This is a genomic window from Limosilactobacillus difficilis (assembly GCF_947387495.1).
Classification (GTDB): Bacteria; Bacillota; Bacilli; order Lactobacillales; family Lactobacillaceae; genus Limosilactobacillus; species Limosilactobacillus difficilis.
Window position 1 is genome coordinate 60097 of the sequence record NZ_CANDNU010000002.1, and the last position, 22696, is coordinate 82792.

The following is a 22696-nucleotide window of genomic DNA, read 5'->3' on the forward strand; positions in this document are numbered from 1 at the left end:
TTTGCGGCAACGAAGCAAGTGGCAAAGCAGCATCATCTGGTTGTTTGTGATCATCATTTTGCCCATCCCGCTATTACTGTTGTTGAATCAGCAGCTAGTGGATACGGCCTCACACCTGCGAGCAGCCGATACCGGCGTCCTCGCCTATAGCTGGTGGCTAGGTGCCACGATCCTGGCCGCCCGGCCGCACTGGCTCGTCGGTCGACTCAATCTTAAGGCCGTCTACACAGTCCACGGGCTCCTCGGTCTGCTCGCCCTGGTCGCAGCGACTGTCCACCGTCAAAGCGAATTTTCCTTTCAGCCCTCGATTAAGCTGACAGGTAACATTGCCTGGTGGCTGTCCTTAGCAGGAATGATCGTGGCGATCATCTTCCTTTCCGGCTGGTTGATAGATTTTTGGCCAACGCTCGCCCGCGCCAAGTCCTGGCTGTTGCGACACGGTCTGCGCCACCAGCTAGTCATGTGGCTACACCGTCTCAACTTAGTCTGTATCGCCCTGATTTGGCTGCACGTAAACCTGATCCCCCAAGTTAGTTCCTTGCGCGCTTTCATGACCGGCTTTAATCTTTCCACACTCATCACGGCCCTGATCTATGGCGCTAGCAAGGTCCTTCCCAACAGACGCAGTCAACGTGCCGTCGTTAAAGTCAACCAAGCATTGAACAGTGCGACACGGCGGCTAGTGGTGAATCTCAACCGTTCGTGCTCGATCCAGCCCGGAACCACTTTCTTCCTCCGCTTTCCTGGAGTCCACGGCCTTCGGGAAGCCCACCCTTTCTCGCTGGTTCAAGCCAGCAGCAGTGGGCAAGCTCAGGAATTAGAATTTATCATTCGGCAAAATGGCGATGACACCAAGCGACTGAGCCAGATCAAACCCGGCGCTCCCGTTGCAATCGAGGGACCCTTCGGTGACTTTGCTCGGCTCGTGGCTGAGGCCTTGCAGCAAGATCATCCCGTCGTTCTCTACGGAATGGGGACCGGGATTGCGCCCCTCCACAACCTCAGTCAGCATTTCGCCGGCCAGGGCCAATTGCACGTCATTTGGTCCTATTCGCGCGAAGCCGATCGCTTCCCAGCAATCGACCAGCAGTTGCGGACATTGGCGGCCACCGGCCACTTCAGTTACACCCCCGTCAAGGGCCGGATGACCACCGCGCGTTGGCAGCAGCTGTTGACGCCGCAAGAAATCGCTACGGGAGACTTGATCATCGTGCCGGCCCGGCCGTGCTCCACGTTGAGGCCCAGCTGCAAAAACTTGGCCTCAAGCGCCAGCAACTGCATGATGAACGCTTAACCATGTAAGTTGTCGCATTTGTACCAAAATAATAGCTCGCTATGCCTCTTCTCGATGAGTATGGCGGGCTTTTTTGAATCATTCCAAGCTAAATCGCTTCCGCCGCTGGTCAAAATTATGCTATATTGGTCCTGTAGACAAGTAATCAGAAGGGGGCATTTTTTATGTCTGTTGATCCAAGTAAAGCACAAGATGTCTGGAAAGACGCCGGGAAAGAAGTCCAGTTTACCGTTTTAGAGCTCAAACGCCAGGACCACGACAAAGAGCTGGCGGCCGTCAAGGAATTCGTTGATCGTTTCCAAGCGATCACCCGTTCTCTGCGCATCCGGGCCCAGGAAAGCAACCTTCACGTGGCGCTAGGTTTTAGCAATGCTGCCTGGGATTATCTCTTTCCGAACACCGACAAGCCGAAGGAACTGGAGACCTATCAGACGATCAAGGGCGACAAATACGAGATGCCAGCCACCAAGGGCGACATCTTTATGCACGTCCGGGCCAACGACCGGGCAACTGTCTACGAGTTCATGCGGCAGATCATGATGTTCATCGGAGATGTCACGACTACCCTCGATGAAACCCACGGCTTCCGCTATTTCGAAGGCCGGGCCATCATCGGTTTTATCGACGGAACCGAAAATCCGGAAATCGACGAAGCCAAGGACTACGCGATTATCGGTGATGAAGATCCAGAATTCGAAAACGGTTCTTACGCCTTTGCCCAAAAGTGGCACCATGACATGGACGTCTGGGACGCCCTGTCGACCGAAACCCAGGAAAAGGCCGTTGGGCGTAAGAAGTTCTCCGACCTCGAACTGATGGACAAGGATAAGCTGAAGAATTCCCACAACGTGGCTTCACAAGCCAAGATCAACGGCGTCACCCAGAACATCGTCCGGATGAACGTGCCGTTCTCGGAGCCGGCAGAAAAGACGACCGGGACTTACTTTATCGGTTATGCCCGGCACTGGAACATTACCAAAACCATGCTCACCAACATGGTCGAAAAGCATGACTACCTGCTGAGCTTCTCCAAGATCTTGACTGGCCAACTCTTCTTCATCCCGTCCAAGACGGTTCTGGCCAAGATTACCGACGGCGACTTCGATTAATATTTGACATCTGCAGCCGCCATTGTTAAGCTATTAGCAGTTTTTATCGGGAGGGATCAAGCATTGAAGTTTTAATCTGCCACATTTTTAGCGTTGTCAATTCACGTGGGGACGTGAACTGGCTTGCGCAGGGTAGGATTAAAACTGATAGCTGATCTTCAATCACCAGGTCACTTTGGCAGTGACCACTATTAGGCCTGTCCTAGCCGGGGCGGGCCTTTTTTGTGTTCCCCGCCAAGAAAGAAAGGTGATTCACCAATGTCGACAATCTCCGTCAAGCAACTCAGCTTTGCCTACCCGGGACAAAAACCACTGTTTACCAACTGCCACTTCGACATCAGCAGTGACTGGAAACTCGGCTTGCTAGGGCGCAATGGCCGGGGCAAAACAACCATGATGAAAATTTTGCTGGGGCAGCTCGATTACCGGGGGACCGTGGAAAGTCAGCTCAACTTTGCCTACTTTCCCCTGACAATTACCGATCCTCATCAGCTGGCTGGCAGCGCCCTGCTCGCGGCCAGTAATAATCCTAATCTGGAGCAGTGGCAAATCGAGCGGGAACTCAACCTCATGAAAACTGATCCCGGAATCCTCTGGCAAGCTTATGCCACCCTCAGCGGCGGTGAACAAACCAAGGCGCAACTTGCCGTCCTCCTGGCTCAGGAGAACAAGTTTTTTCTCCTGGACGAGCCCACCAACCATCTCGACCTCACTGGCTGACAGTTGGTCGCCGCTTACCTAAAAGCCAAGCGACAGGGTTTAATAATTACAAGTCACGACCAAGATTTTTTAAATCAGGTCATCGACCACACCCTCGTCATTGAACGTCAGCAGCTGGTTCTCGAGCAGGGCAATTACGCTACTTACTCTGCTCAAAAAAAGCGTCGCGACAAAGCGGCCATCCACTCCAACCAGCAGTTACGCTCCACCATCAAAAATCTCAAAAAAACTCGCCAGCAACGTCTTTCATGGGCCCAGCGGGCAGAAAGCGAAAAGAAACACAATTCCCACGCTGACAAGGGGTTTATCGGGGCAAAATCCGCCCGGATGATGAAAAAGACAATTACCACCACAAACCGGCTCAGTCAAACCATCGAACAACGCAAGGGTCTGTTGACTGAAGTGGAAGAAATCGAGCCGCTCAGTATCAACTACGTACCTGACCACCACCAGACCTTGCTGACCGCGAAAAATTTGTGTCTCAGCTTGGACGGGCAGCCGCTTTTTCAACCCCTCAGTTTTGCCTTAACCGTTTCCCAACAGCTGTCCCTGATTGGCCCGAACGGTGCGGGCAAAACGAGCCTCATCCAAGCCCTGCGGGGACAATTTGCCGGACGGGTCACCGGCCAGCTTCAACTAGCGGCCGGCTTGACGGTCAGCTACGTTCGCCAAAATTTCAGCAGCAACCACGGCTCGCTGCAGACTTTTGCGGCCGCCAACCACCTTCCCGCCGAATTATTGCTGACGATTTTGCGCAAGCTGGGGATGGAACGGACGAGTTTCTCCGTCCCGATCGAGAAGATGAGTATGGGTCAGCAAAAGAAGATTGAATTAGCCCGCTCGCTTTCCCAAAAAGCCAATCTCTACATCTGGGACGAGCCGCTGAACTACCTCGACACTTACAACCAAGAGCAGTTAAGTCAGTTGATCCGGCAGTTCCGCCCGCCACTCCTCTTTGTGGAACACGACCAGCACTTTATCAATGCGGTTGCTAGCCAGCAAGTCCGCATCCAGCCGCTAGCTCAGCGCTAAATTGACGACGCGTTTCAATGACCGGCATGTTATGATAATCATTATGCTAAAGCTCAATTTAAAGGAGATTTTCGATCAATGAGTGACCGACGTATTCGTCAAGCTCTGATTATCATGGTGCTTGGCGCTTTTTTTGGCATCCTCAGTTCAACCGTCATGAACGTGGCCCTGCCTGTCTTAATGCGTGACTTCGGAATCGGGGCCGCCCGCGTCCAGTGGGTCAGCAACGGCTATATCCTCGTCAACGCCCTGATGATTCCAGTCAGTGCCTACTTCATCAAAAAATATTCTTTCCGCCGCCTCTTCCTAATCTTTCAGGGGATTTTCATTATTGGGACCTTCATCGGGGCCCTGGCCCCCACTTTTCCAACCCTTGTCGCCGGCCGGATGGTCCAGGCCATCGGTTCGGGGATGATGATGCCGCTGGTGAACGTGATTGCGATGAACTATGCCCCCAAGGGCCATCAGGGGCAGATCAACGGCTGGATTGGCCTTGCCTTCAACTGCTCGCCGATCGCCGGACCGGTCATCTCTGGATTGATGCTGAAATATCTTTCCTGGCGCTACCTCTTCATCATGATGATTCCCTTCATCCTGCTGATCTTCGCCTTTGCCTGGAAGAAATTGCCTGAGATCAAACACCGGCAGACCCCACGTTTCAACCTCGCCGGTCTGATCACTGTCACTATCGGGCTTTTCACCTTGATGAACGGACTTTCCGACATCTCTACCCACCGCTTTCTCTCCTGGAACGTCCTCGGCTGCATCGTGATCGGGGTCATTTTCTTGACGATCTTCGTGCTTACGCAGCGGCATTCTTCTCACCCACTGCTCAACCTCAGTGTTTTTAAATACCGGCAGTTCACAATTCCAACGGCAATCAATATGCTGATCGTGGCCACGATGTATGGCAACTCCATTTTGATCCCCCTCCTGGTCCAAACCGTCCAGAAGCAAAGCCCTCTCATCAGTGGGTTGGCGATCTTCCCGGGTGCTTGTCTGACCGGCCTGCTCTCGACCACCAGCGGCCGCTTTTATGATAAATACTCGATCCGCACCCTGGTGACCTGCGGCCTGCTCATCGATATGACCGGGACCGCTTGTCAGGCCTTGATCGGTGCCCGGACTTCCACCGCCATGGTGACCGTCTTCCAAACCGTCCGGCAGCTCGGCCTCGTCACCATGCTGATCCCCCTGCAAACCCAAGCTGAGGTGATGGTTCCGGTAAGGGTCTTGCCCGATGCCGTCGCATGTTTCAACACCTTACGGCAAATTGCGGCATCACTGGGAATGGCGGTAATTGTTGCCACCATCGGCATCGTCGACCAGCTTAGCGGCCACGGCACCACCTCCCACCTGGGCATCCAGGGTGGTTTCGGAGTTGCCTTCTTGCTCCTCTGCATCGCCCTGGCCCTGACCCCGTTTTTGAAACACCGCGGTGTACAAGACCTCGCCAGTTAAACACGCCACAACCACTCGTCAGGCAAGTGGTTTGTATCTGAAATCAAAAAGCCACGCGACCCTGTCCATTACAGGATTGTGTGGCTTAATTCATTTTTGAGAGAAGTAACATTATCTAGTTCCGGTACTTGCGCCGGTCGAGGTAGATAACCAAGCCTCCAAGCAGGACTAAGATCACTACAAGAATGACATCGAGCGTGTAGAGCCGCTTGCGCCATGGCAGCGTCATTGACTTCTGCTGGTTGGCCTTGTCATAAGCATTGCTGTTGACCGTCGTGTAGAGAATATCATGACTAGCTTGCCGCATCTGCCGAACCACGGCCGGGTTCTTCAGGCCGCTTGCTTGCGCCCCGTTCAGCCCGTTGGTGGACAACATGATGTCGCCGCCATTCTTCAGCGCTTGGTTGGAGTTCATGAACCCGCCGATGAAGTAGTCGGTCTCGACCAGCCCGTGGAAGCCCCATTCCTTGCGCAGCACATTCTGCAGCAAGTTCTTGTTGGCTCCGGCCCAGCGATTGCCGATGAAGTTGTATGAACTCATCACTGCGGTTGCACCGCCGTCTTTAACGGCCATTTCAAATGGTTTCAGGTAGTTCTCCCGAATGGACTGTTCGTTGGCCCATTCATTAATGGCCCCCATCCGGTTGGTTTCCTGTTCATTCATGGCAAAGTGCTTCATGTAACCGTAGACGCCGTACTTCTTAGCACCGCTCAGTTCGTTAGCAGCCATCGTCCCTGATAGTTGCGGATCTTCGGAGTAGTACTCGAAGTCCCGGCCGCCAAAGGCACTCCGGTGCAGGTCCATTGACGGACCATACCAGCCGGAAATACCAGCCTGCCGGCCTTCACTGCCGACTTGTTGACCCTTGTCGTTAGCCAGGTTGGAATTCCAAGTGGCCGCAATCATGTCGCCAGTTGGGAAGGTAGAAGTGTTGAGACCTTTGACCATAAAGCTCTGCAGACCTGCAGGCCCGTCAAAGTCGTAAGTGTGGCGCTTGCCAATCGAGTTGATATTCATCGTCTGGTAACCACCGTAAGCGATCAACTTCCGCATCTGCTTTGGCGTTAACTCATCAAGCAGCTTGTTCCACTTGGCATCATTGTAAGACTTGCCCCGCAACTGGTTCAGTTTGACGTTGTTGTGGGCACCCGTCGTCGGCATCTTGCCAGTGTCCTTTGGCAGCTTGTAGTTATTCGGCATCGTTGCCGTCTTTATTGTGTGCTGGGAAGCCTTGACATCGTGCGGCTTAGCCAGGGCCTGCTTAGCATTGGCAAAGTTGTTAGCCCGGCTCAGGTAAGTGACCTTGCCCTTAGCATATTGGAATTCATTCTTTGGTGCTTGGCGATCACCTGGCCGCTTGTTACTACTGTTGTAGATAATCCGGTTGTTCAAACTAAAGTTCCGACTAGCAACAACATCGTGAGAGTTGTTCTTCAACTGAATCTGGTAACGACCTGGATCCAAGACGTAGCGGCCGCCGTGGTTGCTGTCCCACGAAGCCATTTCAGCTCGGTTGACCGTGAAGCGGAGCGTCTGTGACTGATCCGGCTTCAAGTTGCGAGTCTTGGCAAAGCGTAACAGGTTCGTCGAAGCCTTTTCGATCCCGCCATTGGTGTAAGGAGCGGTGTAGTAAGTTTGCACGACGTCCTTGCCAGCCCGCCGACCCGTGTTGCGAACCGTAACGGAGTAAGAAATCTTCCCGTCGCGGCCTTGACGCAACTGACTCATCAATTGACGGAAGCGGGTGTAAGACAGCCCATAGCCGAACGGATACTGAACGATCCGGTTGTATTGATTGTTGTTAGAACCATAACGGGTTTCAAAGTACTTGTAACCGACATAGATTCCTTCGTTGTAGTTGACGTAGGACATCCGCGGATCGTTAGCGTACTTGAAATCGCCAAAGTTGTTAAATGATGGTTGATCCTTCAGGTTGTACAGGTAAGTGTCAACTGTCCGCCCAGATGGGTCGATCGACCCCTTCAGGATCTTGCCGAGGGAGTTAAAGCCACGTTGTCCTGGTCCGGACATCCACAGCACACTCTTGACGTGGCTGTAGTTGTTAAGAGCACCGAGCTGCATTGGGTTCCCGGTGTTGATCAGGACGATCACGTTCTTAAAGTTCTTATTGACCATCTTCAACATGTTCTTTTCAGTCTGTGATGGTTCAAGGTAAGACTGACCATTCTTGAAGTCACCTTTGTTGCCATGGTATACCGCGGTCTTCGGAAGCTTACCCATGTTTTCCGGCAGATCAGCCCCTTCACCACCGTTCCGGGCGAGGACTACCACTGCCGTATCAGAGTACTTTTTGGCGTGATTGATCATCTTACCGGAATATTGAGAAGTCTTTGGTTCTGGCAGGGTCCAATCCTGCTTCCACAAACCAACAGCTGGCCGCGTCTTGCGGTAGCCACAGTAGAAGTTGTACAGCTGCATGTTCGGCTTAAAGCCCGCGTGCTGCAAGCCCTGGTAGAGGGTTACTGGTGCCACATCCCCAGCAGCACCAGAACCAGTTCCCCCGTAAATCGGGTTCGTAGAAGCCCAGCCAAAGACGTTGATCTTGCCCGCCTTCATCGGCAGATTGTTGCCGCTGTTCTTCAGCAGGACCGTCCCTTCACCGGCGATGTCCTGACTGACTTGGTTAGAGGTTTGGACCGTCGGCCGGTTGACCTTGGCGATCTGAGCCTGACTGACATTCATCAGGGCGACCATCGGCCCCGTCAAAATGACGTTGACAGTCAGAATTGCCACCCCGATAAAGGCAAGCAGCGATTCCCACTTAAACCAGAAGTTAAATCGTTCACTGCAATTCCAAAATGCGATCAAACCGATAATGATCAAAACCAGCAGGACAATCAGTGGAATCAAGTACTTGATGATCACTGAAGCGGTACTGGTAATATCCTGCGCTGAAACGACCCCAGCCTTAATCAGCGATTGAACGGCAAAGTAACCACCGATAATGACAATCGCGATCAAAGCAAGGATAATGCCCAGCGTGATGAACAAACTGCGAAGTCTCTTCTGACGCATTGTTCGATACCCCTTTCTCAACAAAACAAACTGAATGAACTTGCTTAATGATTGCAACCTTCTTAACGGTTCCTATGTTAGCGTTTACACCTAATAAAAGGCTTTCATTTGAATAAGTTGCCACTTTGTGAGCATAACTAGTCATAATAACTTACATTAGTAATTATCAATGCTTAAAATGAATTACTAGCAATAAAAACACGGCATAAGAAAAGCCACAATTGCGGGTACCGTGGCCCTCAATTGCGGTTGGCTAGTGATAAAAGCAAAAATCCCCCGCCATCAACAGTCTAAGCCATCGATAGCGAAGGATTAGCATTCAGTTTGTAAGGGTGTAGCCGTCAATTAGTCACGGTACTTGCGCCGGTCGAGGTAAACGACCAGGCATTCCAGCAGTACCAGGATGATGACGAGGACCACATCAATCGTGTACAACCGCTTCTTCCACGGCAGGGTGACGGCGTTTGCCGTCTTCACGGCATCCTTGCTGTAAGCGTTGCTGTTAACAACGGTGTAGAGGATGTGGTGGGAAGCTGTCCGCATCTGCCGAACGACAGTTGGGTTGTTGAGGCCTTGTGGCTTAGCACCCATTGCCCCGTTAGTTGACAGCATCAGGTCGGTGCCGTTAGCCAACGCGGAGTTCGAGTTCATGAAACCACCGGCAAAGTAGTCGGTTTCAACTAAGCCTTTGTAGCCCCATTCACCACGGAGCACGTTGTTCATCAGATTGTTGTTAGCACCACACCAACGGTCGCCGATGAAGTTGAAGGCGTTCATCGTGGCCATGGCGTGACCATCTTCAACCGCCATTCGGAATGGTTTCAGGTAGGTTTCCCGGATTGATTGTTCGTTGGCCCACTCGTTGATACCACTCATCCGGTTGGTTTCCTGGTTGTTCATGGCGAAGTGCTTCATGTAGGAGTAAACGCCATACTTCTTGGCACCCTTGATTTCATTGGCTGCCATTGTCCCAGCCAGTTGCGGGTCTTCAGAGTAGTATTCAAAGGTCCGGCCGCCGAATGGGTTCCGGTGAATGTTCATCGCTGGACCGTACCAGCCAGAGATTCCGGCAGCTTGGCCTTCCTTCCCAACTTGTTGGCCCTTGTCATTTGCCATTTGGGCGTTCCAAGTAGCAGCCGTCAAGTCGGCAGCCGGGAAGGTCGTCGTCTTCAGATTCTTGACGATAAAGCTGGACAAGCCCGAAGGACCATCAAAGTCGTAAGTCTGGTTCTTGCTGATGGACTTGATCGCCGGTGTCTGGTAACCACCGTAGGTAACCAGCTTCTGCATATCCTTGACACTCATCTGATCGAGCAGCTTGTTCCACATTGGGTTGTCGTAAGATTTACCGCGCAGTTGAGCCAGCTTAAGGTTGTTGTGTGCCTTGGTCGTTGGCATCTTGCCAGTGGCCTTTGGCATCTTTTCGTTCTTCGGCACGGTCGTGTTCTTGGCAACACTAGCCGGTGCCTTCGTGTTCTTGCTTGGCGCTGCCAAAGCCTTCTTGGCGTTGGCAAAGTTATTGGCCCGACTCAGGTAAGTAATCCCATGGCCCTGAGCTTCCTTGAATTCATTCTTGGTGGCTTTCTTATCGCCCGGCAACTTGTTGTAAGCAATCCGGTTGGCCAGGTTGAACTGGCGCGTCGTTACTACATCGTGAGCGTTATTCTTCAATTGAATCTGGTAGTTCCCAGAATCGAGGACGTATTTACCAGTCTTCTGGTCAAATGAGGCCATGTCCGAACGGTTGACCGTAAAGTGAATCGTCTGGGATTGACCCGGTTTCAGGTTGCGAGTCTTCGCAAAACGCAGCAGGTTCGTTGAAGCCTTTTCGATGCCGCCGTTGGTGTAAGGAGCTGTGTAGTAAGTCTGAACAACATCCTTGCCGGCCCGCCGGCCTGTGTTCCGCACCGTGACGGAGTAGGAAATCTTGCCGTTGCGACCCTGGTGTAACTGACTCATCGTCTGACGGAAGCGGGTGTAAGACAGCCCGTAGCCGAATGGATATTGGACGATCCGCCGGTACTGACCGTTGTTGGAACCGTAACGGGTTTCAAAGTACTTGTAACCAACATAAATGCCTTCAGTGTAGTTTGCAAAGGCTAAGCCCTTGTTGCCACTGTTGTAAATCCGCTTACCATTGCTGTACTGGAAGTCACCAAAGTTATTGTTCGATGGTGAGTTCTTGTCGTTGTACAGGTAAGTGTCGACTAACCGCCCGGATGGGTCCGTCTTCCCCCGAATGATGTTACCGAGGGCGTTGAAGCCTTGTTGACCCGGACCTGGCATCCAGATTGCACCCTTGACGTGGCTGTAATCGTTGAGGAAGCCCAGCTGCATCGGGTTAGCAGAGTTGATCACGACAACAACGTTCTTAAAGTTCTTGTTGACCTTGGTCAGCATTTGACGTTCGGTCTTGTCAATCTGCAGGTAAGATTGGCCTTTCTTGAAGTCACCCTTGTTGCCGTAGTATACCGCACCCTTTGGCAGATTGGTCATGTCCTTCGGCAAGTCGGCGCCTTCACCACCAGAACGACTGATGACAACAACTGCATTGTCAGAGTAGTTCTTGGCGTGGTTCATCATCTTAGTTGAATAAGTGCTTGCTTTCGGTTCAGGCAGAGTCCAATCTTGGGTATTCATTTGAACCTGTGGCCGATCCTTACGGTAATGACGGTAGAAGTTGTAAAGCTGCATGTTTGGCTTGAAGCCGGCGTTTTCCATTCCCTGGTAAAGGTTGGTCTGCTTGATAGCACCAACACCACCGGAACCAGTCCCGCCGTACAGCGGGTTCGTCGAAGCCCAGCCGAAGATGTTCACGTTCTTCTGCCCATCAAATGGTAAGACATTGTCCTGGTTCTTCAGCAGAACCGCCCCTTCACCGGCAATGTCTTCATCGGTGGCAGCAGACTTCTTCAAGGTCTTCGAACTGACCGTCCCTAACTGCGCCTGCTGAACACTCAGCAAAGCAGCCATCGGGCCGACCATCACGATGTTTACCGTTAAAACGAGGACCCCGATAAAAGCTAACAGCGATTCCCACTTAAACCAGAAATTAAAGCGGTCGCTGCGGTTATGAAAGACAATAATACCAATAATGATCAGCAACAGTAAGATTCCCAGCGGGATAAAGTATTTCCCGGCCAGGTTAACGGTGGACATGATGTCCATCATCGTCACAACCCCTTGCTTGATCAAAGCGCTGATTGCGATGTAGGCCACCAGTGCAATAACGACAATTAAGCCGATAATGATGCCCAGCGAAATCCACATGCTGCGAAGTTTGCTTTTCTTACGCATGTCCCTGCTCCTCTCAAAAAAATGAATAATGATTAATACGGTTTCAGTATAGCGCTTTCACAATTAGAAACGGTGAAATGGCATAAGTTGTTAATGTAAGCGCATAAGTCGCACAAAACACCAAAAAAAAGCGGCCGGTGAAAGCTTTCATCGACCGCTTATTAACTTATTTCATAATTACAAACTTCATCATCGGCCAGTTAATCGCCACTTGGACCACAATGTTGACGATATTGGCAACCGTCGGGGCCCAACCACCAATGGCCGGTTTGGTCAAACCGATAATGTATGGTGGCAGCCATACCGAGATGATCCCGGCGACGGTCACGGTCAAAATGTACCAGACAATCACCCGCCGAATCTCAACGTGGGATCCGAAGACCACCTTCCGTTGGACGAAGAAGTTAACAATTTGGGAACAAACGTAGGCAAGAAGGAAGGCAATGAAGCCGCCCAAACCGCCCTGGTCTGTTGAGTAATGGAAAATCCACCAGCTAAAGGCCGCATTCACGTTCTTCAGCGCCGCGTCGCTGATCCACAGCACGACGAAGTTCGTGATCGTCGCTACGTTGGAAAAGATGTTAAACATGATAAACTGCCAGACGTTCGGATACTTATCCTTGAAACGTTTGATGGCGCCAACCAGGCCGTGATAGTTTTCCGTTGATTTTGCTTGTTCCGCCATGATTAGTCCTCCTTAAATTGTGTCTTCTTTTGTAATGAACGATTGCTAAAGTAGTCGCCGATGAGGTGACCCAGGCCGCCCCAGAAATGACCGTTGACGGCGTCCAGCATGTCATCCACCATCTTGATGCTGACAGCACCTTCTGTCATCTTGGCCATGGCCCGGAATGGCATGTTGTACAGGAAGAGGATGTTGAGGTCGGGCTTGCCTGCCTGCTCGCTCTTCTCCAGCCGGTTCTTCAAAATATTGCCGATCCGCCGGCCCAGCCAGCCGCGAGCAAAACGCAGTTCAGACAGGGTGTTGTTCCGTTGCAATTTCTGGCCAGCTTGGAAGTCGTTGCTTGGCATCTCCTCTCCATAAAGAGCGGCAAAGGTCGCATCCGTGACACCATCGAGCTTGCACTGGTAGTAGGCATCCAGTTGATGATTAATTTCAGTTTGCACCGTACCCTGCTGGTCGATCGAACCCGTCAGTTTGATGTCGGCCACACTGGCGCCAACCATGATCTGATAAGTGCCACCTTCGACCTGCCAGGCATTCGTTTTGACGTCCCAGAAGCGGAAGGTCTTGTCGTCAAAAGCAATCTTGACGTGCTTGCTCTCACCTGGCTCCAAGGCAACTTTGGCAAAGCCCTTCAGTTCCCGCAGCGGCCGGATAATATTGCTGTTCGGCTTGCCAACGTAAAGCTGGGCAATCTCTTCTCCAGCCACCTTGCCGGTGTTAGTGAGGTCAAACTCAACCCCTTGCTTTGTCACTTTCAGATGGTCATATTGAAAACTCGTGTAGGATAGGCCAAAGCCGAACGGGAAGCGGACCGGCACCTTGGCCGTCTGGTAGTAGCGGTAACCGACGAACAAACCTTCTTTATAGTAGGAATTCCGTTGGGCTTGCGGATAGGCGTCCCCAAAAGGAACGTCAGCATACCGCAGCGGATAAGTTTCGGCCAGTTTGCCCGACGGGTTGACCTTGCCCGTCAGCACATCCAGCATCGCTCCGGCACCAGCCTCGCCACCGAGGTAACCATCGACGACCGCCGAAGCAGCATCCAGCCACGGCATCGTGACGCTGGAGCCAGCAGACAGGCAAACGACGACCGGCTTGCCAAGCTTAGCCAGTTCTTCAATCAAAGAAACTTGGTTGGCTGGCATATCCAGACTTGGCCGGTCGAGCCCTTCTGATTCAGCGATTTCATCGAGGCCACCGAAGAAGAGGACGACATCCGCTTTTTCCGCCAACTGCTTGGCTTCTGCTACCAAAGCGGAATCAGCATCGCTGTTTCGTTTGTAGCCCCGGGCATAGCCAACGGAATTCAGACCGCTCTCTGGCAATAAGTCGACGATCGACTCGAGCTGCTTCGTGTTGACCAGTGATGAACCAGCCCCCTGGTAACGCGGTGTCTTGGCAAAGTCGCCGACGATTGCCACCTTTTCCTTGGAATTCAGCGGCAGGACGTCATCGTGGTTCTTCAACAGGACGATCGCCTTGGTAGCCGCCTGCCGCGCCACTTCGTGCTGGTGGTCCCAGTCGATCTTCGGCTGATCATCTGCCTGCATCGCCGTTGATGACTTGACCGCGGAGAGCAGTTCATCAACCCGCGCGTCCAGGTCTTCCTCGGCTAAGCGGCCATCCTGAACCGCCTTAACCAGTTCCAGCGGGCCGTTGACTCCTTGACCCGGCATCGCCAGGTCGGAACCATGTTGAACACCTTTCACGTGGTCGTTATCGCCGCCCCAGTCGGTCACAACATAACCGTCAAAGCCCCATTCCTTGCGGAGAATATCCTGCAACAGGTGGGCATTTTCGTTGGCGTAGGTGCCGTTAATTTCGTTATAGGAAGTCATGATCGCGCCCGGCTTACCTTCCCGGACCGCAATTTCAAAATTGGTCGTGTACAACTCACGAAAAGTCCGTTCGTCGACCACTGAATTGGAAGCCATCCGCCGCAATTCCTGGTTATTGGCCGCGAAGTGCTTCGGACAAGCCTTCGTACCATTTTCCTGAATACCGCGGATCATCCCCGCACCCATCTTGCCGGCCAGGTAGGGGTCCTCGCTGATGTATTCGAAGTTCCGCCCGCAGCGGGGATTGCGCTTGATGTTGAGCCCCGGGCCGAGGACAACTTGCACCTGATGGGCCTTGGCTTCGTCACCGATGGCTTCACCAACCATCTGGGTTACTTTCGGATCCCAACTGTTCGCGAGTCCAGCCGGGGACGGGAAGCAGGTAGCCGGTACACTGCCGTTAAGTCCCAGGTGATCGCCCGCCCCTTCTTGTTTCCGCAAGCCAAGCGGGCCGTCTGACATAAACATGGCTGGCACCTTGCCCTTGATCGCAAAGGTCTGCCACTCATTGGCTCCAGACATCAACGCCGCCTTCTGCTCGAGCGTTAACTGATCGATCAGTTTTTGATTTTTTAGCATCTGTCAAAGCCTCATTTCTTCATTTTGCTTATTTAATGGAACAGGATCAATATAGCCCAAATGAAAACGCTTTATATCAAAACTGACACAGTTGGTCGTTTCACAACCATAACTTGTTATTCCCGTGCTACAATTACATTTAACAGCTAAGGAGGAATATTATCATGCGGATTGCCATCGTTGAAGACGACAAGGATGCCAGCCAAAAGCTCAGCGGATATATCCGTCGCTACGCAAAAGAGCACCATTTAGGTGTCGACATACTAACATTTAATGATGGCGTGCAGATCACCAGCAATTATCCGGCCAACCTGGACGTCATCTACTTTGATGTACAGATGCCAGTGATGGACGGGATGACCGCCGCCAAAAAGGTTCGCCAGCATGACAAAAAGGTTCAAATTGTTTTCTTGACCAATTACGTTCAGTACGCGATCGACGGTTACGAAGTCCAGGCGGCAGATTTCCTGTTAAAGCCGATCACCTATTTCAGTTTCAGCACCCACTTTGCCAAAATGACTGCCCGGCTCCAAAATAATACCGGTGACCAGTACATCACCGTTAGTCATGGCGATGAAATGCACCGCGTTCCTTTAAAGGAACTCTACTACGTCGAAAGTGCCGGCCACTATCTCCGCTTCCACCTCCATGATAAGGAATACAGCATGATCGGCAGCCTCAAGAATACCGAGCAGGAGCTGGCGGACAAAAACTTCTTCCGCTGCAACTATGGCTACCTGGTCAATCTCGCCCTCGTCACCGGCGTCAGCAACAACGAGGTCCACGTCGGCCCCTTCGTCCTGCAGATCAGCCGCTCGCGCAAAAAGGATTTCCTGCAACACCTGACTGACTACCTGGGAACGGAGGAATTATGATGAATCTGACAACGACTATCTGGCCCAACATCCCCCGCCTCTTTACCGCTGTCGCGGAGTGGCTGGCCTGCATCCAAGTCATCATGATGTTGTCTCACCACCATTGGAAAAAAATGAACGCCCTTGCGCTCGTGGCCTGTCTATTGGGACAGGTCTTTTTGCAAATCTGGTGCGGTTCCTGGCCGATTCAGCTCTGGCTGGTCGGCATCATCGCTAACATCGCCTGGATGCTATTCACCATCTTCGTCATCGCCCCCAAAGCCGGATGGCGTCGGCTCTTCTACGGCTTGTGCCGGGCCTTTGTTTTGGCGGAAACCTTTGCGTCCGTCTCCTGGCAGCTCGTTTGCATGGTACTGTTGCCGCTGCACGTCAGCAACAGCGTTGTTTTCTTCTGGATTCTCGTTGACTTTTTAGCCCTCTTTGCCTTCTTTTATTTCACCCAGCGCCGTTTCACCATCGACGAGATTTCCTTTCGGGAAGACGCGGTCGCTGCCCTGACCGCCATGATCGTCTTTGCCATCTCCAACGTCGGCTTCATTAGCAACAACGCCGCGGCTTTCTTCGGCGGATCAGCCGTCATCTTCACCATCCGGTCCTTCGTCGATATCTGTGGTGTGCTGATGCTGACGCTGGAGGACCGGCAGCGCATGGTGACCCGCTTGCGCACCGACCTCAACACCATCAACCGCATGATGGAGTCGCAGTACCAGCAATATCAAGAATACAAGCAGAGCAGCGAGTTAGTGAACCAGCACTTCCACGATCTCAAACACCAACTGACCGTCCTGGCGATGGAAGATGACAGCAAAAAACGCCAGCAGTACCTCAACGAAATATCCCAAGATATCCACCTCTACAACGTCGGCGTCAAAACCGGCAATAAGATTGCTGATGTCATCCTGACGCGGAAGAACGCCTACTTTAAACAGCACCACATTATCTTCACCTGCATTGCCAACGGCTCGTTGCTCAACATGATCAACACGATGGACCTCTGCAGTCTGCTCGGCAATTCCCTGGATAACGCCACCGAAAGTGTCGAACAGGTGCACGATCCCGAAAAACGAATGATCAACCTGCGCATCGTCAACAAGGGCAACTTCATCATCTACCAGGTCGAAAACTACACGACCGCGCAGCAGAACTTCACCGACCTGCCCCAAACGACCAAGCAGGACAAAAAGCGCCACGGTTACGGGCTCAAGAGTATTCGCCGGATTGCCCACAAATATAACGGTACGATGACCGTTGGGATTAAGAATCACTGGTTCCGCCTGACAGTGATGTTCAACCAGCCGCAAAGCAAGGAAGCTAAGGAGGAGGCAGAGCAATGATCGATTATTACCTGCTTGAAGAGCTCGTCACTTTTGCTGACAATAAAACCCTGGCCAAAACCGCCGAAAAATTGATGGTCACCCAACCGACCATCACCAGGGGGATGCAAAAGCTGGAAGAGGAATTGGGGGTCACCCTCTTTTACCGGCAGCCCAACAAAATCACCCTGACTAAAACGGGTGAGGAAGCCGTCCGCAACGCCCGCCAACTACTGGCCGCCAACCGTGAATTCGTCACGAAAATTCAAAATTACGACCAGAGTCACCAGAAAGTGCGGATCAGCGCCGTCGCTCCAGGACCCCTTTACGTGGCCGATCTTCTCACTGACCAAAAAGGTCCCGCCATCGAGGTCCAGCACAACGGCTTCGTTCCTGCAAAGCAGGTGGCAGACCAGTTACTCCAAAACCAAACCACCCTCATCATCAATAACGAAGAAGTGCAGACGGACCAGGTCGAATCCCTGTATCTCGGCCAGGAACAGCTCTACGTCAACTTGGACCAGTTCATGTACCTGGCCAGCCAACAATCGATTACCTTTAGCGAATTAAAGGGACTCAGTTTCGTCGTCTATAACGACATCGGCCCTTGGAAAGCCATCATCCAGGACAACATCCCCGATGCCAAATTCCTCTACCAGGCCCAGCGAGACGCTCTCGCCGAGATCACCCGCTACTCGAATTTTCCCTTCTTCAGTTCCAGCATCACTTCCTTGCACGGCAGTGAGCAGTTCCAGCTTCAGCAAGAGGACCGAGTGACCCTGCCGATCACGGACGAAGCGGCAACGATGACCTTTTATGCCACCTACTTGAAGAGCAATAAAAAAATTCTGCGCCCCGTCATCAAAGAACTGGCACAGAATTGGCCGAAACTGAAGTTATAACTCCACAAAAACAAGCGCCTCCCCTACCTGATCAGTATGGAGAGACGCTTATTTTATTATTTATTCAAAACCATATAATTTTTCAGCCATCCGGTAAGTCCCGACCGTCATCTTCCGGCCAACCTTGCCTGGCAGGTTGACGGCCACCCCAAAGGAACTATGCCGGAAGTGGCGGTAGAGCTTGCGGTCGAGGTCTTTGATTTCGTGCCACAAGTCCTTTTTGGCGGCTAAACTTGCCGGCGTGTTCTGTTCGATCAGCAAGACCGAGGTGATGGTCGTGATAATCTGCAGATACTTGCTCAAGTAAGCCTTGAGGTGCTTCCCCACTTCCGGATGCGCCACATAGAAATGCAGCATGATCCGGTTAACCTTCAGCTGCTGGTCTGCCCGGGAAATCATCACCGCGTCGTTGACGGACTGATCATCGCGGCCCAGGAAGTAGTGGTACAGATTGATGTTCAGGTAGTAGATCTTGTGGACGTAGATCAGCGGCTCAAACACATAAATGTTGTCGACATAAAAGGTATGCTTTGGCAGTTGTAATTGTGCTTCATCCCTGACCATGCTGGTCCGGTAAATGACGGAGTGCATCAAGAGATACTTACCAAAGGGAAAGTGGACTTCTTCCCAGTTAAAGACCCGGTCTGTTGGCAACTGAGGGTAAGACATCACTTTCTTGTGATTGGACCCCTGCTTGTCGAAGACGAAGTTGGCAATTACCATGTCCATCACGTTATCTTGTTCCACCGTCTTATTTAAAAAAGCCATTATCTGGTCGAGGGCCGCGTGGTCTAACCAGTCATCACTGTCGACCACCTTCAAATAGACGCCACTGGCATGGGCCAGTCCGGTATTGATTGCCTGGCCATGGCCACCGTTGGGCTGGTGGAGAGCCCGGACCTTTTTGGGAAATTTAGCTTGGTATTGGTCAACTAATTGCGGGGTGGCATCAGTTGAACCATCATCGACCAGTAAAAGCTCGACATTGTGATCCCCCGCCAGCAGCGATTCAACGCAACGATCGAGGTAATCCGCTGAATTGTAGCACGGCACGATAATGCTGAGTAATGGTTGATCCAAAACGATTTCGCTCCTTTTTTCGGTTCTAAACACATTGCCCTTATTATATCGGCCCCGGCCGTAAAATGCACGCCCCGCGCGCAACTTGTCCGGATCCGTGCATAATCAGCGAAAGCGCTACCGATTGTATAGTAGCCGGACACTGCGGGCATCTTCATGCGTGATCCCCGTACGCACATTACGTGGCACCATCACACTGTGCTGGTATTCCTGGGCGTGAGCCAAGCCGAGAGCGTGCCCCAGTTCGTGTTCAGCAACCTCCGTCCGGTATGCCAGGCTGGTCCCGTTCAGCGTCCCCGAATCGAGGATCGACGTTGCCCGCAACATGGCGTGAGTTTGCGGATCGTAAGACGTTTCCGTCGTCCCGAGTTGGCGGGTAGTGGTCCCTGCCGTGTTCTGGTTGGCCGTCGCTGTCAAGTCACCGTCCGTGGCGATCACCTGGGCTTTGGATCGGTGCTTTGTCCAGATAAAATGAATCGCTCCGGTAGCATTCCAGCCGCGGACAGCGTGCCGAAAACCGGCGCGAATCTCCGGATTGCCACTTGCCAAGTAGATTTTAATTTTTCGCATTTTCCAACGGTAGCCTTCCAAAGGGATCGGTGTTTCTTGAGGAATTGTCAACGGCCGCACTGGTTCGTTATGGTCATCAGCAGGGTTGTCCGTCCCCGTGGAAGTGCCAGAATTAAAATATTGCTGATCACCATTGTTGATGACAGTGGCCGCTTGAGCCACGGAACTGAGACCGATGGACATGCCAGCAAGCGCAATGAGCAAGAGCAGTCTTTTCACAATCACTTTCCTCCTTATATCACCAATTATTCTACCGTCCGCCCTCGCTAATGCAAAGTCAAAGGGCTTGCCGGTGCCCGACAAGCTCGCACTGCGCTAGGCGGCCGCGATATAATATAAGCATTGTTTTAAAGGGAGGTTTTCACGTTGCTTAACCTTGGTCACCGTCGCCTTTCTTTTCCGACGGTATTGACAGTTAGTTTTCTGCTGATGATTCTGATCGGCAGCAGTCTCTTGATGTTGCCCATTGCAGGAGCACATGGCCAGGCGACAGATTTTATCGACGCCCTGTTCGTTTCAACGTCCGCGGTCTGTGTTACTGGCCTGACGACGGTCACCACCGCCACTCACTGGTCGTTCTTTGGTAAAGTCGTGCTGGCGATCTTAGTGGAAGTCGGTGGGCTGGGCTTCATGACCTTTGCTGTCATGCTAGCCAACTTGATGCGTCACCGGCTAAGCTTCGGTGCCCGCATGTTGACGGAAGAATCATTAAATCTCGACCATCCTTCTCAATTGCGGGTCATCCGGCTGATCATCCGGCTATCCCTGCTGATTCAGCTAGGTGGTGCCGCCCTATTGTTCTGTGACTTTGGACCGCGCTTCGGTTGGGCCAAAGGTTTATGGTACAGTGTTTTTCATGCCGTCACCGCTTACTGCAATGCCGGTTTTGACCTTTTTGGCCCCTCCCTGGTCGGGCTCAACCATGATCCCTTCGTCTTGATGGTCATCGCTCTGTTGATCTGCGCAGGCTCGTTTGGTTTCCTGGTGTGGCGCGACATCCTCACCTATCATCGACGGCACCGCATTACCCTTCACACACGCCTGGCCCTGGTGAGCGGCGGTTTAATCCTGGGACTGTCGATCATCGCTTTTCTGATCAGCGAGCACAACCTCAGCCAGTTCAGTGACCGCCTCAATGCCGGGCAACGGCTGGCCAACACCATTTTCCTAGCCGTCACCCCACGGACTGCCGGCTTTTTCTCGGTCCCTTATCCCCAACTCAGCACGGCAGGATTGATCATTACGATTGTCCTGATGTTTATCGGTGGGACACCCGGCTCGACCGCTGGCGGGATTAAGACGAACACCGTTGCGGTCCTTTTCTTGCAGTGCATTGCGACCTTCCGCGGACAGGAAGCATCCTTTCACCACCGGCGTTTTGCCCGCGAAGACGTCACCCGGGCGCTGACCCTTTTCGTGTCGGCGATCGGTTTGCTGCTACTGGCAGTGCTGATTCTGGCAATGACCCAGCCCTTGCCGACTCACGACGGCGTCACAGCGGTCATTTTTGAAGCGGTCTCGGCCTTCGGAACCGTCGGCTTAACCCTCGGTCTGACACCCCACCTCACCATCCTTGGTAAATTAATCATTATCCTCTTGATGTTTATCGGCCGGGTCGGGCTCTATACCTTCATGTTTTCTATTTTCCACAATCATTCGACAACCCACACATACTGTTATCCAAAGGAGCGAATTATCATTGGCTAATCGAGAAAGTTTTGCCATCCTCGGCTTAGGCAAGTTTGGGATGGCCCTGACCATGGAGTTGGTCAAAGCAAAGCAAGACGTTTTAGTGGTCGACGCAAACGAGAGCGTCATTGATGACATCTCCCATTTCGTCACCCGGGCGGTAATTGCGGACGCCACCGATGAAGAAGAACTAAAGGACCTGCAAATCGGCACCTTTGACCACGTCTACGTCACCCTGGGCGAACACGTCGCCGCCAGTATCATGGCAACAATGATTGCTAAAGAACTGGGAGCTCCCGATGTCTCCGCTCGGGCCAACAGCGAGAATCACGGCAAAGTCCTTCGTAAGATCGGTGCCGACCACGTCATTGCCCCGGAGCGCGACCTAGCCCGCCAGCTGGTCTTCCGTCACCTCCACCCGAACGTCGTCAACTACGTTCACATCACTTCCCAGATTACCCTGGCCGAATTGACGGTTGACAACCCGGCCTACTTTAACAAGACCCTGGGTGATCTCAATTTCCGCCGCCGCTTCCACGTCAACGTCATCGCGATCGCGGACGACAAGGATCATCTCAACCAAGTGCCTCAGGCCAACGACATCATCGGGCCCCATACCCGCATTACCGTGATCGGGCAAAGTGCTGACATTCAAAAAGTTAATAACATTCTCAGTCCCAAAAATTAAAGCAAAAAAGGGGGCTGTGACATAAGTCCCTAAAATGATAAAGCTCATTCGGAATTTGGCAAAAATTCTGAATGGACTTTTTTTAATTGATGGGATGTTTTGAAAAATGGATGGCCTATCGGCCATCTTTTTCATATTTAATGCCATTAAGGCAATTCCAACTTGCCCTTTGGCTTTCTCAAGGCCACGTACCGTGAATCTCTTGAAACTCAAATAAGCCTTCAAATTTCCGAACACTGTTTCAACGTCGTATTTACGGCGTGAATAACTATCGGAATTTGAAAGCGATCTGCGTGCTTTTGCCTTAAAATACTCCCATTGTGGATTGACCATAATGTATTTGGTGTAACCATGTGGAGTTAATGCTTTAGGATTAATCTGATGATTTTCATCGTACTTTTCTGCCTGATATACTTTGAAATCACGATGAAATCCATACTTGTCATTACGATAAGCATAACGTTTAAAATTGAAACGAACACCAGCTGGGTTTACATAATAATCGTCTTCGGGATGATATTGCC

At 52.1% G+C, this 22696-nt stretch carries 16 protein-coding genes and 1 pseudogene; 10 read left to right on the forward strand and 7 right to left on the reverse strand.

The features are described from left to right. Nucleotide 1 precedes the first annotated feature (1 nt). From QOR82_RS00740 to QOR82_RS00755, 5 genes are all read left to right on the forward strand, one after another. Nucleotides 2-1294, forward strand: a complete 1293-nt coding sequence (locus QOR82_RS00740) for an FAD-binding oxidoreductase (RefSeq protein ID WP_283582855.1) — start codon at nt 2-4, stop codon at nt 1292-1294. A gap of 164 nt (nt 1295-1458) precedes the next feature. Continuing rightward, nucleotides 1459-2403, forward strand: a complete 945-nt coding sequence (locus tag QOR82_RS00745; protein WP_283582856.1) for a Dyp-type peroxidase — start codon at nt 1459-1461, stop codon at nt 2401-2403. 258 nt (nt 2404-2661) lie between these two features. Then, nucleotides 2662-3123, forward strand: coding sequence for an ATP-binding cassette domain-containing protein (locus tag QOR82_RS09380; protein WP_326521478.1), 462 nt, complete (start codon nt 2662-2664; stop codon nt 3121-3123). Nucleotides 3124-3126: 3 nt separating this feature from the next. Continuing rightward, on the forward strand, nt 3127-4155 hold the full coding sequence (locus tag QOR82_RS00750; protein ID WP_326521479.1) for an ATP-binding cassette domain-containing protein: 1029 nt from the start codon (nt 3127-3129) through the stop codon (nt 4153-4155). A gap of 78 nt (nt 4156-4233) precedes the next feature. After that, nucleotides 4234-5616, forward strand: a complete 1383-nt coding sequence (locus QOR82_RS00755) for a DHA2 family efflux MFS transporter permease subunit (RefSeq protein WP_283582857.1) — start codon at nt 4234-4236, stop codon at nt 5614-5616. Nucleotides 5617-5731: 115 nt separating this feature from the next. On the opposite strand, the gene QOR82_RS00760 is transcribed toward QOR82_RS00755, so the two are convergent. The 4 genes from QOR82_RS00760 to QOR82_RS00775 all read right to left on the reverse strand — a co-directional run bounded on the left by QOR82_RS00760 (nt 5732) and on the right by QOR82_RS00775 (nt 15055). Further along, the gene (locus QOR82_RS00760; RefSeq protein WP_283582858.1) at nt 5732-8653 is read right to left on the reverse strand and encodes a glycoside hydrolase family 3 N-terminal domain-containing protein; all 2922 of its coding nucleotides are present in this window, start codon (nt 8651-8653) and stop codon (nt 5732-5734) included. A 345-nt stretch (nt 8654-8998) separates the two neighbouring features. Then, entirely contained in the window at nt 8999-11950 is a 2952-nt protein-coding gene (locus tag QOR82_RS00765) for a glycoside hydrolase family 3 N-terminal domain-containing protein (RefSeq protein WP_283582859.1), read from the reverse strand. A 166-nt stretch (nt 11951-12116) separates the two neighbouring features. Then, the gene (locus tag QOR82_RS00770) at nt 12117-12635 is read right to left on the reverse strand and encodes a GtrA family protein (RefSeq protein ID WP_283582860.1); all 519 of its coding nucleotides are present in this window, start codon (nt 12633-12635) and stop codon (nt 12117-12119) included. A gap of 2 nt (nt 12636-12637) precedes the next feature. Next, a complete protein-coding gene (locus QOR82_RS00775; RefSeq protein ID WP_283582861.1) occupies nt 12638-15055 on the reverse strand; it encodes a glycoside hydrolase family 3 C-terminal domain-containing protein in 2418 nt (805 codons plus the stop codon). Nucleotides 15056-15219: 164 nt separating this feature from the next. On the opposite strand from QOR82_RS00775, the gene QOR82_RS00780 reads away from it, so the two are divergent. From QOR82_RS00780 to QOR82_RS00790, 3 genes are read left to right on the forward strand one after another with little or no spacing between them, the layout of a single operon-like run. Continuing rightward, on the forward strand, nt 15220-15930 hold the full coding sequence (locus QOR82_RS00780; protein ID WP_283582862.1) for a LytR/AlgR family response regulator transcription factor: 711 nt from the start codon (nt 15220-15222) through the stop codon (nt 15928-15930). After that, nucleotides 15927-17264 carry an ATP-binding protein gene (locus tag QOR82_RS00785; RefSeq protein ID WP_283582863.1) on the forward strand — a complete coding sequence of 446 codons (1338 nt, stop codon included), beginning with the start codon at nt 15927-15929 and terminating at the stop codon, nt 17262-17264. The genes QOR82_RS00780 and QOR82_RS00785 overlap by 4 nt, the downstream gene beginning before the upstream one ends. Further along, the gene (locus QOR82_RS00790; protein ID WP_283582864.1) at nt 17261-18145 is read left to right on the forward strand and encodes a LysR family transcriptional regulator; all 885 of its coding nucleotides are present in this window, start codon (nt 17261-17263) and stop codon (nt 18143-18145) included. Before QOR82_RS00785 ends, QOR82_RS00790 begins: the two co-directional genes overlap by 4 nt. Before the next feature lie 60 nt (nt 18146-18205). Here the strand turns inward: QOR82_RS00790 and QOR82_RS00795 are convergent, their stop codons facing one another. Continuing rightward, on the reverse strand, nt 18206-19225 hold the full coding sequence (locus QOR82_RS00795) for a glycosyltransferase family 2 protein (protein WP_283582865.1): 1020 nt from the start codon (nt 19223-19225) through the stop codon (nt 18206-18208). A 117-nt stretch (nt 19226-19342) separates the two neighbouring features. Beyond that, complete coding sequence (locus tag QOR82_RS00800; RefSeq protein WP_283582866.1) at nt 19343-20014, reverse strand: matrixin family metalloprotease; 672 nt, start codon at nt 20012-20014, stop codon at nt 19343-19345. A gap of 147 nt (nt 20015-20161) precedes the next feature. Here QOR82_RS00800 and QOR82_RS00805 point away from each other — a divergent pair, with 147 nt between their 5' ends. Next, on the forward strand, nt 20162-21502 hold the full coding sequence (locus tag QOR82_RS00805; protein WP_283582867.1) for a TrkH family potassium uptake protein: 1341 nt from the start codon (nt 20162-20164) through the stop codon (nt 21500-21502). Beyond that, on the forward strand, nt 21495-22172 hold the full coding sequence (locus QOR82_RS00810; RefSeq protein WP_283582868.1) for a potassium channel family protein: 678 nt from the start codon (nt 21495-21497) through the stop codon (nt 22170-22172). The genes QOR82_RS00805 and QOR82_RS00810 overlap by 8 nt, the downstream gene beginning before the upstream one ends. A 132-nt stretch (nt 22173-22304) precedes the next feature. Here the strand turns inward: QOR82_RS00810 and QOR82_RS09455 are convergent. Continuing rightward, nucleotides 22305-22505, reverse strand: a pseudogene (locus tag QOR82_RS09455) (transposase); the annotation flags it as partial. Between the last annotated feature and the right edge of the window lie 191 nt (nt 22506-22696).